Annotated in this window: 12 protein-coding genes; 6 read left to right on the top strand and 6 right to left on the bottom strand. The window is 74.0% G+C overall.

Annotated elements, in window-relative coordinates:
- The first annotated feature begins 154 nt into the window (after nt 1-154).
- Nucleotides 155-844 carry a sulfotransferase family protein gene (locus Pta02_RS31915; RefSeq protein ID WP_203878703.1) on the top strand — a complete coding sequence of 230 codons (690 nt, stop codon included), beginning with the start codon at nt 155-157 and terminating at the stop codon, nt 842-844.
- 27 nt (nt 845-871) lie between these two features.
- Here Pta02_RS31915 and Pta02_RS31910 read toward each other — a convergent pair whose 3' ends face one another.
- Complete coding sequence (locus tag Pta02_RS31910) at nt 872-1,387, bottom strand: hypothetical protein (RefSeq protein ID WP_239131384.1); 516 nt, start codon at nt 1,385-1,387, stop codon at nt 872-874.
- A gap of 167 nt (nt 1,388-1,554) precedes the next feature.
- Nucleotides 1,555-2,706, bottom strand: a complete 1,152-nt coding sequence (locus Pta02_RS31905) for an acyl-CoA dehydrogenase family protein (RefSeq protein WP_239131383.1) — start codon at nt 2,704-2,706, stop codon at nt 1,555-1,557.
- Nucleotides 2,707-3,173: 467 nt separating this feature from the next.
- Here Pta02_RS31905 and Pta02_RS31900 point away from each other — a divergent pair, with 467 nt between their 5' ends.
- Together Pta02_RS31900 and Pta02_RS31895 are read left to right on the top strand one after the other, a co-directional pair.
- A complete protein-coding gene (locus Pta02_RS31900; RefSeq protein WP_203878701.1) occupies nt 3,174-3,497 on the top strand; it encodes a hypothetical protein in 324 nt (107 codons plus the stop codon).
- Nucleotides 3,497-4,072, top strand: a complete 576-nt coding sequence (locus tag Pta02_RS31895; protein ID WP_203878700.1) for a collagen-like domain-containing protein — start codon at nt 3,497-3,499, stop codon at nt 4,070-4,072. Before Pta02_RS31900 ends, Pta02_RS31895 begins: the two co-directional genes overlap by 1 nt.
- Before the next feature lie 5 nt (nt 4,073-4,077).
- Here Pta02_RS31895 and Pta02_RS31890 read toward each other — a convergent pair whose 3' ends face one another.
- Nucleotides 4,078-4,326: a DUF5999 family protein gene (locus Pta02_RS31890; protein WP_203878699.1), complete on the bottom strand. Its 249-nt coding sequence runs from the start codon at nt 4,324-4,326 to the stop codon at nt 4,078-4,080.
- A gap of 307 nt (nt 4,327-4,633) precedes the next feature.
- Between Pta02_RS31890 and Pta02_RS31885 the strand changes: the two genes are divergently transcribed.
- The gene (locus Pta02_RS31885) at nt 4,634-4,798 is read left to right on the top strand and encodes a hypothetical protein (RefSeq protein WP_203878698.1); all 165 of its coding nucleotides are present in this window, start codon (nt 4,634-4,636) and stop codon (nt 4,796-4,798) included.
- Between the two features lie 25 nt (nt 4,799-4,823).
- Here Pta02_RS31885 and Pta02_RS31880 read toward each other — a convergent pair whose 3' ends face one another.
- Nucleotides 4,824-6,161, bottom strand: coding sequence for an alpha-amylase family protein (locus tag Pta02_RS31880; protein WP_203878697.1), 1,338 nt, complete (start codon nt 6,159-6,161; stop codon nt 4,824-4,826).
- A gap of 222 nt (nt 6,162-6,383) precedes the next feature.
- Here Pta02_RS31880 and Pta02_RS31875 point away from each other — a divergent pair, with 222 nt between their 5' ends.
- Nucleotides 6,384-8,495, top strand: a complete 2,112-nt coding sequence (locus Pta02_RS31875; protein ID WP_203878696.1) for a beta-glucosidase — start codon at nt 6,384-6,386, stop codon at nt 8,493-8,495.
- A gap of 105 nt (nt 8,496-8,600) precedes the next feature.
- Entirely contained in the window at nt 8,601-9,497 is an 897-nt protein-coding gene (locus Pta02_RS31870) for a TIGR03564 family F420-dependent LLM class oxidoreductase (protein ID WP_203878695.1), read from the top strand.
- Here Pta02_RS31870 and Pta02_RS31865 read toward each other — a convergent pair.
- Together Pta02_RS31865 and Pta02_RS31860 are read right to left on the bottom strand one after the other, a co-directional pair.
- Nucleotides 9,481-11,427 (bottom strand): ATP-binding cassette domain-containing protein, encoded by a 1,947-nt coding sequence (locus tag Pta02_RS31865; protein WP_203878694.1) that lies wholly within the window; start codon nt 11,425-11,427, stop codon nt 9,481-9,483. The two genes, Pta02_RS31870 and Pta02_RS31865, sit on opposite strands and share 17 nt — an antisense overlap.
- Nucleotides 11,409-13,178 carry an ABC transporter ATP-binding protein gene (locus Pta02_RS31860; protein WP_203878693.1) on the bottom strand — a complete coding sequence of 590 codons (1,770 nt, stop codon included), beginning with the start codon at nt 13,176-13,178 and terminating at the stop codon, nt 11,409-11,411. Before Pta02_RS31860 ends, Pta02_RS31865 begins: the two co-directional genes overlap by 19 nt.
- Nucleotides 13,179-13,273 lie beyond the last annotated feature (95 nt).

Below are 13,273 nucleotides of genomic sequence, written 5' to 3'. Positions count from 1 at the left end.
CACGACATGTCGGCATATAACCGGATTGTCGGTTGACTCGACGGTAGACGGCGCGGATCAGAGACGGATCAGAGACGTGCCGCCCGGAGTCCGGGAGCGGGCACGGCGCGAGACCCTCCCGGCCCGCGGGCCCGGACGCCCTGCGGAGGTTCAGGTGAAGGTGATCGGCGCGGGTTTCGGCAGGACCGGTACGGCGTCGCTGAAGGCGGCGCTGGAGATGCTGGGGTACGGCCCCTGCTATCACATGTCCACGGTCATCGCGCAGCCGTACCGGGTCCGCCAGTGGCTCGACGTCGGCGAGGGGCGCAGCCGGGACTGGGAGGAGGTGTTCGACGGGTTCCCGGCGGCGGTGGACTGGCCCGCCGCGGCGTACTGGCGGGAGCTGGCCGAGCACTATCCCGGCGCGAAGGTCGTCCTCACCGTCCGCGACCCGGACCGGTGGTACGACAGCGTCAGCGAGACCGTCTTCGAAAGCGCCCTGGCGGAGCGGCGGCCGATGCCCCTGCACCGCAGGATCACGCGCCGGCTGGTGGCGTGGCGGGCCCCGGACTTCGCGCTCTACCCGCGCATGGCCAGGGCGACCGTCATGGACCGCGTCTTCGACGGCCGCATCGACGACCGCGCCCACGTCCTGGCGGTCTTCGAGCGGCACGTCGCCGAGGTGAAGGCCGCGATCCCGCCCGACCGGCTGCTGGTCTTCGACGTCCGGCAGGGCTGGGGGCCGCTGTGCGCCTTCCTCGCGCTCCCCGTCCCGGAGGCCCCTTTTCCCCAGGTCAACGAGCGTGCGGCGTTCCGGCGCAAGCGGCCCCGCAGGCGGTTGCGGCTGATCCTGCTCGGGCGCTGACGGCGCCGGAGCCGGGCGTCACCGGCATCAGGGGGTGTAGATCTCCTGAACCTGGACGATCTTGCCGCGGTACACCGTGATGAGCGCCGGTCGCTTCTCGTTCTCGACCCGCTTGATCAGCGTGCTCCCGGAGCAGCGCTTGGCGCCCAGCCCGGTGCGCCGGTCGACCGTCAGGCCGCCGGCGCTCGTGCATCCGTAGGCGCTGAGATAGCGCACACCGGAGGCGAAGGGGGAGGCGTAGGCGCGCACGTCGCCCTCGGGCGGGCCGACGAAGTAACCCTCGGTGTGCTTGTCCCGCTTCCAGCGGATCGGCTCGTACTCGGCGACCCGGCCGCGCACCGCGGTGATCCAGCCGCGGAGGATGCCGTCGCGGCGGGAGTGGATGCCCTTGGTGAAGTCGTGACCGGGATCGGCCTGGAAGGTCGTGCCGAAGATCTTCGGCTTCTTGAAGTCCGGAATCGTCGCGGCGTGAGCGGCGGTGCCCGACAGCACGGCGGCCGCGGCGGCGCCGGTCGCGATCAGGGTGCGGAATGTGTGTCTCACACCGTTTTGGATCACCGGCCGTCCCGGAGGGTTCGCGGCCCGGGCGGTGACGCCGGTCACATTCCCGGATCCGCGACCTCACCGGCCTCCTCGTTCCAGCGGGCGAGGCCGGCGCTCCCGGGACGGCGGGATGCCTGAACGCCTCGATCGCCCGGGTGGGACCCGCCTCAGACGAAGGCGCCGACGCCGGTGATCGCCCGGCCCACGATCAGGCTGTTGATCTCCCGGGTCCCCTCGTAGGAGTAGATCGCCTCGGAGTCGGCCACGAACCGGCCCATGCCGTAGTCCAGGACGATCCCGTTGCCGGCCATGATCTCCCGGCCCCAGCCCACGGCCTCGCGCATGCGCGCGGTGCAGAAGGCCTTGGCCATCGCCGAGTGCTCGTCCTTGTAGACGCCCGCGTCCTGCAGCTGCGCCAGCCGTACGACCATGCCCAGCGAGCAGGTGACGTTGCCCAGCATGCGTACCAGCAGGTCCTGGACCAGCTGGAATCCGGCGATGGGGCGGCCGAACTGCTCGCGCTCCTTGGCGTAGGACAGGGCGCGCTCGTAGGCGCCCATCATGCAGCCCACCGCCTGCCAGGCCACGCCGCCGCGGGTCTGGCGCAGGATCGTGGCGGTGTCGCGGAAGCCGTTCGCGTCCTGCAGCCGGTTGGTCTCGGGGACGAGGCAGTTGGTGAGGGTGATGTCGGCGTTCTGCACCGTCCGCAGGGCGATCTTGTTCTCGATCTTCGTGGCGGTGAACCCCGGCGTCCCCTTCTCCACCAGGAAGCCCTTGACCTGACCGTCGGCCTCGTCCTTGGCCCACACGACGACCAGGTCGGCGAAGGTCGCGTTGCCGATCCAGCGCTTGGCCCCGTTGAGCACCCACACCTCGCCCTCGCGCCGCGCCGTCGTGCGCAGCCCGGCCGCGACGTCGGAGCCGCCCTCGGGCTCGGTCAGGGCGAAGGCGCCGATCTTCTCCATGGCCGCCATCGGCTCCAGCCACCGCTCGCGCTGCTCCCCGGAGCCGAGCCGGTGGATGCTGCCCATCGCCAATCCGTTGTGCACGCCGAAGAACGTGCCCATCGAGGGGTCCACCCGGTTCATCTCCAGCACCACGAACCCGGTCAGCAGGCTCCGCGCCCCCCGGTACGCCAGGCCCGCGACGTCGAGCTTGGCGAACTCCGGGATCAGGTGGTGGGGGAACCTGGCGTTGGTCCACGCCTCGTCGGCGATGGGCGCGACCTTCTCCGCCATGAACTCGCGCACGCGAAGGACGATCTCCTTCTCGTCGTCGCCGAGCAGTTCGAAGTAGTCATAGAAGTCACCTGTCATCATGCGCCGCCCCCTGCCCAGGAAGCGCCGGGTCAACCGGTCGCGGGACGATCCGGCGGTAGACCGGGCGCCTTTCGCCGGGGTGCTTCCCGATGCGGTTCCCCGGCCGACTCGTCGGCCCGGATGCGCAGGTCGTGCCCCTGACGCCCGACACCGCCGTTTCCATGGACGCCTACGGCTTTCGCTCACGAATGACGGAAAGCGGGCCGATCCGGTGCGAGGGGCGCTCATCATCGGCGCGCAATTTCAAAGAAAGACAATGACGTCCTCACAATGCATTACTGAGTGATTACTTTTAGTAGTACGGTGATTCGGTTCGCGGCACCGTCGTACGACGTCCACCCGCCCGCTCACCACCCCCGGAAGGAGCCGGATGACGCTGCAGCAACCATGCGCGGCGCGAGCACGCCGTGTGGATCACAACCCCGTCACGGGAAGGCCACCGTCCACGGGCGGCCCGGGAGGTGATCATGCATCATGATCCCTCTCCCGGCGAGCTGGCCCGGCGCCTCAACGACCTGCAGTACGCCGCCCAGCGGCTCACCTCCCAGGAGCTGTTCCTGGCCGAGCAGCGGGCGAGCGAGCGTCGGTTCACCTCCATCGAGCGGGACCTGGAGGAGCTCCAGCGTCGCATCGACGAGGAGCTCAAGTCGGTCGTCAGCAGGATCGAGGCCCGCGAACGCGACAGAGGGGCCAACTGGCGGCAGAGCGTCTACGCCGGGGTCATCCCGGCGGGCCTGCTGCTGGTGTCCCTGCTGGTCCAGATCTGGCTCTCACTGAACGGAACCGCCTGATGCGCCTGGCCGGATTGCACGTCACCCGACGCGACCTGCTGCTCGCCCTGACCCTCGGGGTGCTGGTCGCTCTGGCGGTGTGGGTGTCGATGGCCATCCGCGACCTCGGGGAGCGGCTCCAGAACGCCCAGTACGACCGTGAGGTGCTCGTCCAGCAGGTCCGTCAGCTGGGCGGCGTGCCGCAGGTCGGCCCGGCCGGTCCCCAGGGGCGGACGGGCCGCGCCGGGCCGATGGGATCCCAGGGTCCCGCCGGGATCCAGGGCCCGCCCGGCCCGGAGGGATCACCCGGCCCGGCCGGTCCGCGCGGCCGCCCGGGTCTCAAGGGGAGGATCGGGCCTGTCGGCCCCGTCGGTCCCCGGGGTGAGACGGGGCCCAGGGGCGAGGCCGGCCCGCAGGGCGAGCGGGGAGCCGAAGGTGAGCGGGGTCCTCAGGGCGAACGGGGACCTCAGGGCGAGCAGGGTCCACGGGGTGAGCGGGGGCCCGCTCCCGACCGGGTGTTCTGCAGCCCCATGCCCGAGGGGACCCCGTGGCCGTGCACCACGGAGAGCGCGCCCGCCGGGACCACGTCCCCCTGATCGGGTCAGGCGGCCGGGGCCAGGCAGCGGCGGGAGGAGCGCGGCGCGCGGTGGGAGGCGGGCCGGCGGGGAGCCGGCACGGGCCGGTGCGGCGCGACGGCGCGGCCGTCGGGCAGCAGGGCGCCGGTGTCCTCGAACAGCACGACGCCGTTGCACAGCAGGGTCCAGCCCTGCTCGGGGCGGAAGGCGACGGGGCGCGCGGCCTCGCGGTCGGACGCGTCGGCCGGGGGACAGTGGGGTTCGTGCTGGCACATGACAGGCCTCGGGGGTTCGTCTCGGGTACGGATGCTGGCCGTCGAACACCCTCAGCATCGCCTCCCGGCCCCGGCCCGTCCTCGTACAAATACGGGTGAGAGCGCTCTGTGGAGAAGTACGGGTCCGTCGCGCCCGCCCGGCCGTCCAGGATTTTTTACCGGTTGCCGCTGTGCAGGGCTCCATGGTGGCGGACCCGCCGCCGGATGACACTCGGGGCATGTCCTCTCTCACCGATCGACTCCTGGAGCTGTGGCAGGCACCGCCCGCCGACCCCGCGGCCGCCGAGGCGGCCTTCCGCTGATCGACGTGCTCACCGTGGAGGACGGCCTGGTGAGCGCCGTGTGGATGGTCGCCGACGAGCTGGACCTGCTCCGCCAGCTCACCGCCGGGCTGCCCGCGGGCGGGCATCCGATCGACCCGGACAGGACGGTGGAGATCCGCCCCCGCGCGGCCGGTTCACGCGGGCGATGACCCCGGCCCCCGCTCGGGCCGGGGATCAACCGCCGCCCAGGATCCGCCAGCCGTGGGCCGGGACGAGGTACGGGTCCGCGGTGGTCCCGCCGGAGGACTCCAGTACGGCCCGGCCGGTGCTCCCGGCCGGGAAGCGGTGGGGCCGGTCGCCCGCGTTGAGCAGCGTCAGGAGCTCCTCGCCGGGGTGGTCGGGGTCGGCGGAGAGCAGGGCGACGGTCGTGTTGTCCAGGTTCCGGGCGCTGGTGCGGGCCCGCACCAGCCACGGGTGGCGCCGGCGCAGCCCGATCAGCCGCCGGTGCAGCCCGTGGACGGGCCGGCCGGCCGCGGGCAGCTCGGCGGGGGAGCCGGGGAAGGCCGGGCGCACCGCGTCGTCGCCGCCCGCGCGCTCCTCCTTGATCCCCCGGTAGGCCTGCTCGTCGCCGTAGTAGACGCTGGGCACGCCCCCCACGGTGAACAGCACGGCCAGGGCGTGGCCGAGGTGGCGCTCGTCGGTCAGACGGCTGGCCAGCCTGGTCACGTCGTGGTTGCCGGCGAAGGTCAGCGGCGCGAAGGTCTTCAGGAACCCGTTGTGCCGCTCCAGGGCCCAGGCGAGCTCGTAGAAGTTGCCGTCGTTGAGCGAGCTCCAGATCGCCTTCCACAGCTCGTACTGGGTGACCGAGTCCAGCCCGCTCGCACTGACGTACTCGGCGTAGTCACCGTGCAGCACCTCACCGGCGAACCAGGCGCCGGGGTGGCGCGGGCGGACCCGCTCCAGGGCCCGGCGCCAGAACTGCGGCGGTACGGCGTAGGCGGCGTCGAGCCGCCATCCCGACACGCCCCGGCCGAGCCAGTGGTCCATGACGCGTACGACGTGGTCGAGTACGGCGGGCTCGTCGTGGTTCAGGGCCACCAGATGACGGTGCCCCTCGAAGGTGTCGTAGTCCCCGCCGGTGTCCCCGCCGGTGTCCCCGCCGGTCTCCGCGCCGGTCGGGGAGCGGCGGAACCAGGCGGCGGCGCGCGGGTCGGCCTCCGCCCGCCCGAACACCGGGAAGCCCCGGGCGACGTGGTTGAACACCCCGTCCAGGAGCACGTGCAGGCCCCGGTCGCGGGCGGCGGCGACGAAACGGTCGAAGTCGGCGTCGTCCCCGAGGCGGGAGTCGATCCTGAAGTGGTCGACGGTGTCGTACCCGTGGGTCTCCGAGGCGAAGATCGGGCCCAGCTGCAGGCCGGAGCAGCCCAGCTCGACGGCGTAGTCCAGCCAGTTCTCCAGGTGCCGCAGGCGGTGCCGTACCGGCTCGTCGGCCGGGAGGGCGGCGGCCTCGGCACCGGTGAACCCCAGCGGGTACACCTGCCACCAGATCGCGTGGTCGGCCCATGACGCCACAGTCGCTCCTTCGCGGGCGGTCCCCGAGGGGAGACGGTCGGCTCCCGGTGTTTTCCGGTCCATCGGGTTCTCCCATGAATGGCGTACCGGAAACCGCCATGTCGTGTTTCTCGTATCACATGCCACATCGCTCCCGCCGTGTTGTGGCGGGAGGCCATAGATCACGGGCGGCGGGCGGGGCCAGGATCGGCTCCCACCGCCGTGACACTCCAGGGGGCGCCCGTGCCGAGCCTGAGACGTTCCGCCACCGGGGCCGCCGGTCTCCTCGCCGCGCTGCTCGCGGTCCTGTTCCCGGCCTCCCCGCTCCCGGCGACCGGCGCCGCGGCCACCGGGCCGGCCGCGGCGGGGACGGACGGGCGGGACCGGCGGCCCTGGCTCGACGGGAGCAAGCCCGTCGCCGAGCGGGTGGAACTCCTCCTCGACGAGATGACGACGGACGAGAAGCTGAACATGGTGCGCGGCCACGGCCTGGCGCTGGTCCCGCGGGGCCGGGTGAAGGGCGTCCCGAGGCTGGGGATCCCGGAGCTGCGCCTGCACGACGGCCCGCACGGCGTCAGCGACGTCAAGGGCGTGACCGCCTTCCCCGCGCCCATCACCCTGGCCGCCACCTGGGACCCCGCCCTCGCCCGCCGGTTCGGCGCCGCCCTCGGCGCGGAGGCCCGGGGCAAGGGGATCAACGTGCACCTCGCGCCCGCCGTGGACATCCTGCGGGTGCCCCAGTCGGGCCGGGTCTGGGAGAGCTTCGGGGAGGATCCGTACCTCACCGGGGAACTGGCCGCCCAGGAGGTCAGGGGCATCCGCAGCCGCAACGTCATCCCCACCGTCAAGCACTACGTCGGCAACAACCAGGAGACCGACCGCATGCTCGTGAACGCGGTCATCGACGAGCGCACGCTGCGGGAGATCTACTATCCGCCGTTCGAGGCCGCCGTCGAGGCCGGGGCCGGGGCGGTCATGTGCGCCTACAACCGGGTCAACGGCGCGTTCGCCTGCGAGAACCGCAAGACGCTCACCGACGACCTGAAGAGGTCCATGGGCTTCGACGGCTGGGTCATGTCCGACTGGCTGGCCACCCGGAGCGGGCAGAAGGCCGCGCGCGCCGGGCTCGACCAGGCCATGCCCGACGACCCGCTGTTCTCCGCCAACCTCAGGGTGGGGCTGGCCGCGGGGACCTTCCCCGAGGCCCGGCTGGACGACATGGCCCGCCGGGTGCTCACGCCGATGATCGCCGACGGGCTCTTCGAGACGAGGTACGGCACGCCGGGCCGGAACGTCCGCACCTCGGCGCACACCGCCCTGGCCCGCGAGATCGCGGTCTCCGGCACCACGCTGCTGAAGAACCGGGGCGGTCTCCTCCCGCTGCGGGAGGACACCGGCGGCATCGCCGTCATCGGGACCGCCGCCCACGACGACGTCCGGATCACCTCGGCGGGGTCGGGGCGGGTGCTGCCGCCGTACGTGGTCACGCCGTACGAGGGCATCAGGGGGCGGGCCGGCGGCGAGGTGACCTACACGCCGGGGGACGGCGAGGGGGAGGCCGGGCTGCGGGCCGCCGCCGACGCCGCGCGCGAGGCCGACGTCGCCGTGGTCGTCGTGGGGCTGGTCACCGAGGAGGGCGAGGACCGCAGGAGTCTGCGGCTGCCCGGGAACATGGACAGGCTGATCGAGACCGTCGCCGCCGCCAACCCGGACACCGTGGTCGTGCTCACCAGCCCCGCCCAGGTCCTCATGCCCTGGGCCGGGAGGACGAAGGCCGTGGTCTCCTCCTTCCTCGGCGGCCAGGAGCTGGGCAACGCGCTGGCCGCCGTGCTGTTCGGCGACGCCGACCCCGGCGGGCGCCTGCCGATGACCGTCGCCGGGCGCGCGTCCGACTATCCGGCGAACACCCGCCGGCAGTTCCCCGGGGTGGGCCTGCGGCAGGTCTACAGCGAGGGGCTGCGCGTGGGCTACCGGCACTTCGACGCGGCCGGCATCGAGCCGCTGTTCCCCTTCGGGCACGGGCTGTCCTACACCACGTTCTCCTACCGGGGGCTGTCGGTCTCCGGGACCACGGTCCGGGCCACGGTGCGCAACACCGGGAAACGGGCGGGCGTCGCCGTACCCCAGCTCTATCTGCAGTTCCCCCGCGGCGCCGCGGAGCCGCCGCGGCAGCTGCGCGGGTTCGCCAAGGTACGGCTCGCGCCGGGGGAGTCGGCCACGGTCACCTTCCGCCTCCCGGCCAGGGCGTTCCGGATCTGGCGCGGCGGCAGGTGGACGACGGTGTCCGGCGGGTACACCGTGCGCGTCGGGGCCTCCTCGCGGGACCTGCCGCTGCGCGGGACGATCCGCCGCTAGAACCTCGGTGGGCGCGGCCGTGGGGTATGAACGCGAGGCGCCGCTTCGACCGGGCCGAAGGAAGTTCTAGACTGGCCCGAACGACCAGAATGGAGTTCGGTAGCGATGCGAATCGGACTGTACCTCGACGAGCCCCAGGGCCCCGAGGCGCTCGGCAAACTGCGGGACAGGATCGCCCGCACCGCCGACGAAGGCTTCCCCTCGGCATGGGTCTCCAACATCTTCGGCCTCGACGCCCTGACCGCGCTCGCCGTGGCGGGCAGCCAGGTGCCGGGCATCGAGCTCGGCACCGCGGTCGTGCCGACCTACCCGCGCCACCCGGCCGTCCTCGCCCAGCAGGCGCTGACGGTCAACACCGCCCTCGGCGGGCGGCTGGCGCTCGGCATCGGGCTCTCGCACCAGATCGTCATCGAGGGCATGTACGGCTACAGCTTCGACAAGCCCGCCCGGCACATGCGCGAGTACCTGTCGGTCCTGGTCCCGCTGGTGCGCGGGGAGAACGTGGCGTTCGAGGGCGAGACCCTCACCGCGAAGATCGGCCTGAGCACTCCGGGCACGGGCGACATGCCGGTCCTCATCGCCGCGCTGGCCCCGCGCATGCTCAAGCTCGCCGGCGAGGTCGCCGACGGCACCGTGCTCTGGATGACCGGCCCCAAGACCGTCACCGAGCACGTGGCCCCCGCCGTCACCGAGGCGGCCCGCGCGGCGGGACGGCCCGCGCCGAGGATCGTCTGCGGCCTGCCGATCTGCGTCACCGACGACGTCGAGGCCGCCCGCGCCCGCGCGGCCGAGGTCTACGCCGTCTACGGCCACCTGCCCTCCTACCGCGCCATGCTCGACAAGGAGGGCGCGGAGGGCCCCGCCCAGGTCGCCCTCATCGGTGACGAGGACACCGTGGGCGCCCAGCTGGAGACCCTCGCCAAGGCCGGCGTCACCGACTTCGCCGCCTCCGAGTTCGGCCGCGACCAGCGCACGAGGGACTTCCTCAAGTCCCTGCTGTGACCTGACGGGGCGACGGCCCGCCCGCGGCGTCGTCGTCCCGCCAGTGGCCGACCAGCCCGGCGTACACGGGCGAGCGGGCCAGCAGTTCACGGTGCGATCCGGTGAGCGCGTCCGCGCCGTCCATCACCAGGACGCGGCCGGCCCTGCAGGCGGAGCTGATGCGGTGGGCGATCACGATGAGGGTGCCCTCGCGGGCGGCGAACGCCGTCTCCGCGCGCAGTTCGGCGGCGGGGTCGAGGTGGCAGGTCGCCTCGTCCAGGACGACGACGCGCGCCGGGGACGCGTAGGCGCGGGCCAGGGTGATGAGCTGCCTCTCCCCGGCCGAGAGCGCGGCCGGCTCCTCGATCACGGCGTCGAGCCCGCCCAGTCGTTCGACGAGCGCGCGGGCGCCCACGGCGTCCACCGCCTCCCGCACCCGCCTGTCCGCGGTCCGCGGGTCGGACGGGCACAGGTAGGCGAGGTTCTCGCCCAGCGTCCCGGCGAAGACGTAGGCCTCCTGCGGCACCAGCGCCACCACGGTCCGCAGGAGGTGCTCGGGTATCGCCTCGAGCGCAAGGCCGCCGAGCCGTATCCGGCCGCCGGTGGGGCGCTGAAGCCCGGTCAGCAGCATGGACAGCGTGGACTTGCCGACGCCGCTGGGACCGACCACGGCCAGGTGCTCCCCTTCGGCGACGGTCAGGTCGAGGCCGTGCACCACGGGCGCGGCCCGGGAGGCGTAGGCGAAGCTCAGCCCCTCCACCTCCAGCCGGTGGCCGGACAGCGGACGCTCCGGCAGCGGGCGACTCGGCAGCGGGCGACCGGCTCCGTTCCGGGCCGGAGTGAGGGCGGCCGGGGTGAGGGCGGCCGGGCTGGGGGAGGGCGGTCCGGGCGGGATCCGGGCGGGGACGGCGACGGTCTCGGCGAGCCTGCCCAGGACGACGGTGAGGGTCACGCCCCAGGAGCCGACGACGCCGACGAGCATGCGCATCGCCGGGTCGAGTCCGGTCGCCAGGTAGGCCGCCGCGCCGACGACCTCGCCGGGGCTGAGGTGGCCCGCCTCGATCAGCGGCCGGGCGGCGATCAGCAGGCCCGCCAGCGGCAGGTGCGCGCCGAGCGTGACGACGAGCCGCCGGCTCACACCCGCCCGGGCCAGCGCCCGGGTGGCCGCCGCCTGGACGGCGACGGCGGACTCCACCGCGGCGTGCGCCTGCGCCCGCGCTCCGCAGGCGGCGATGTCACGCAGGCCCGCCAGGATCGGGGTGGCCCGGGCGGTGAGGTCCTCGTCGGCGAGGATGAGCGCGCGCTGACGGGCCAGGAGTACGGGCATCAGCCTGGCGAACACGGCCAGTGCCGCGGCGACGGGCACGGCGACGGCGGCGGCGACCACGGGGGACAGGATCAGCAGCCCGCCCAGCGCGGCCACCAGCGACATGCCCAGCGTGCGGGCGCTTCGCAGGAGCGCGGAGACCAGGTTCCGCACCGTCTCCACCTGCTCGGTGAGGCGGGTGGCGGCGGCGGGGTCCGGCGCCGCCCCGCCGGCGGCCCGGGTCACGGTGGCGGAGACGAGCGCACGGACCAGGTCGTCGCGGAGCGGCTCGACCACCGCGGCCAGGCAGGGGAACATCATCCGCATGGCCACGGCTCTGAAGAGCATCGCGAACCCGAGCAGGCCGAGCCAGGCCAGGCCGGCGCCCGGCCGCCCGGCGAGGAAGCCGCCGTCGAGGGCAGCGGCGAGGAGCAGCCCGGACAGCAACGCCGGAACCGCCTCGACGAGGGACCAGGCCGCGGCGGCGGCCAGCGGGCGGCGGCGGGGCCGCAGCAGCGCCGGCAGCAGCCGCCACCCGCTTCCGCCCGCCGGGCCGTCACCCGCCGGGCCGGCAGTGGGGGGTGCGGCGGTGGAGGGTGCGGCGCTCCGTCCGGGCAGGGGGAGTCTCACGGACGGGCCGGGCACGGGTCCTCCTGATCCTGCGGGGACGCCTCGCCCGCGGCGGCGAACAGGGCCCGGTAGGCCGGGTCCCGCCAGAGCCCGCGATGGGTGCCGCGGGCCCGTATCCGCCCGTCCTCCATCCAGACCACCAGGTCGGCGCGGGCGGCGGTGGCGACGCGGTGGGCTATGACCAGCCGGGTGCGCCCGCGCATCCCCTCCAGCAGGGTGCGGGTGACCTGGGCCTCCGTGGCGGTGTCGAGGCCGGAGGTGGCGTCGTCGAGAACGGTCAGGCGCGCCCGCCGGACCAGCGCGCGGGCCAGCCCCAGCCGCTGGAGTTCGCCGCCGGACAGCGGGGCGGTGTCGGCCGGGGTGCCGTATCCCTCCGGGAGGCGGCCGATCACGTCGTCGACGTGCGCGGCGCGCGCCGCCTCCCGGACGGCCTCCCGGTCGACCGCGGGCAGGCCGTAGGAGACGGCCTCGGCCAGATCGCCGCCGAGCAGCACCGGACGTTCGAAGGCGTAGGCGACGGCACCGCGCAGCGCGTCCGGGTCGATCTCCCGCAGCGGGCGTCCGTCGAGCAGCACCTCGCCCCGGTCGGGATCCGTCAACCGTCCGGCCAGCAGGGCCAGTGTGCTCTTACCGGCGCCGGAGCGGCCCACGACGGCGGTCAGCGACCCGGCGGGGACCTCCAGATCCACGTCCTCCACCGGTGCGGTGTTCTCCCGCACCACCGTGACACCGCGGAAGGAGAGCGCACCGGGGCCCTCGGCCGGCGGGCGGGTGCCGGCGGAGGGAACGGGCAGGCCGAGCACCTCGCAGATCCGCCGGGCCGCCGAGCGGGAGTGCGCCAGGGCCATCAGCGCGTCGGTCTGGTCGACGAAGGACAGGCCCAGCGCGGTGTATCCGGCCGCGGCCAGCAGCTGCCCCGGCTCCAGGCGGCCGTCGGCGACGCCCAGCCCGGCGGCTCCGAGCACCGCCACCTCGATGAGCGGCAGCAGCAGGGCGATCTTCCACACGCTGCGGGCCTGCGCCCGCCACAGGGCGTGCCCGGAGCCGGACAGCTCCGGCAGCGGGGCGAGGATCCGGGTGATCTCACGCTCGGCACTGCCCGAGGCCCGCACCGTGCGGATGCCGGCCAGGGCGTCGGTCAGGCGGGCGGCCAACCGGCCCTGCGCCCCCTGGTAGTCGTCGTACAGGCCCGAGACCCGCTCGACGAACACGCGGAGGAGGGCGACCGCGGCGGGGGCGCCGGCCACGAAGGTGAGCCCCACCCGCCAGTCGATCACGAACAGGGCGACGACGCCGCCGACGGAGGTGATCAGTCCGGTCGCGATGCCCACCAGCGTCACCGGGACGCGTCCGGCGGTCGCGGTGTTGCTCACCAGCCGGTTGACCAGCTCACCGGTCGGTGACCGGCGGGCCTCGGCGATGTCGAGCGAGAGCAGGTGGGCGGTGAGCCGCACCCGCAGGGACGACGTGGCGGAGGCGGTGGCGGCGGCCCCGGCCATCATGCCGGCGATCTCGGCGCACGCCGTGAGGGCCAGCACCAGGATCAGGCACACCGTGGCGGTCGGCGGTCCGTGGCCGGTGAGGGCCTCGTCCACCGCGGCGGCCAGTACGGCGGGCAGGACCAGCACGGCGGCGCAGGAGGCGAGGGAGGCGGCGGCGACCACCGCCAGCGGCGCCCGGGAACCGCGCGCGAGGGAGACGAGCAGGCGGTCACCGTGTTCGCGTGTCGCCCGCTCGTGCGACGGGCCCGGCACGGGATCTGGCATCGTCTCCCTCTCTGCGTGGTGGATCCATCGGGACGGCGGCCCCGCGCCTCCGGCGGGGCGGAGCGGGAACCCGCCCCGCTCCGCCGGAAGGTCTA

Origin of the sequence: Paraplanobispora takensis, from assembly GCF_016863195.1 — a bacterium.
In the GTDB taxonomy this organism is placed as follows: Bacteria; Actinomycetota; Actinomycetes; order Streptosporangiales; family Streptosporangiaceae; genus Planobispora; species Planobispora takensis.
The sequence above is the reverse complement of the archived record's forward strand: the minus strand, read 5'-3'. Positions and strand labels throughout refer to the sequence as shown.

Excerpts from the sequence above, each read along its gene's own strand:
- Pta02_RS31905 (WP_239131383.1), bottom strand. The coding sequence starts at position 2,706 with ATGATGACAGGTGACTTCTATGACTACTTCGAACTGCTCGGCGACGAC.
- Pta02_RS31900 (WP_203878701.1), top strand. The coding sequence starts at position 3,174 with ATGCATCATGATCCCTCTCCCGGCGAGCTGGCCCGGCGCCTCAACGAC.
- Pta02_RS31895 (WP_203878700.1), top strand. The coding sequence starts at position 3,497 with ATGCGCCTGGCCGGATTGCACGTCACCCGACGCGACCTGCTGCTCGCC.
- Pta02_RS31890 (WP_203878699.1), bottom strand. The coding sequence starts at position 4,326 with ATGTGCCAGCACGAACCCCACTGTCCCCCGGCCGACGCGTCCGACCGC.
- Pta02_RS31870 (WP_203878695.1), top strand. The coding sequence starts at position 8,601 with ATGCGAATCGGACTGTACCTCGACGAGCCCCAGGGCCCCGAGGCGCTC.
- Pta02_RS31860 (WP_203878693.1), bottom strand. The coding sequence starts at position 13,178 with ATGCCAGATCCCGTGCCGGGCCCGTCGCACGAGCGGGCGACACGCGAA.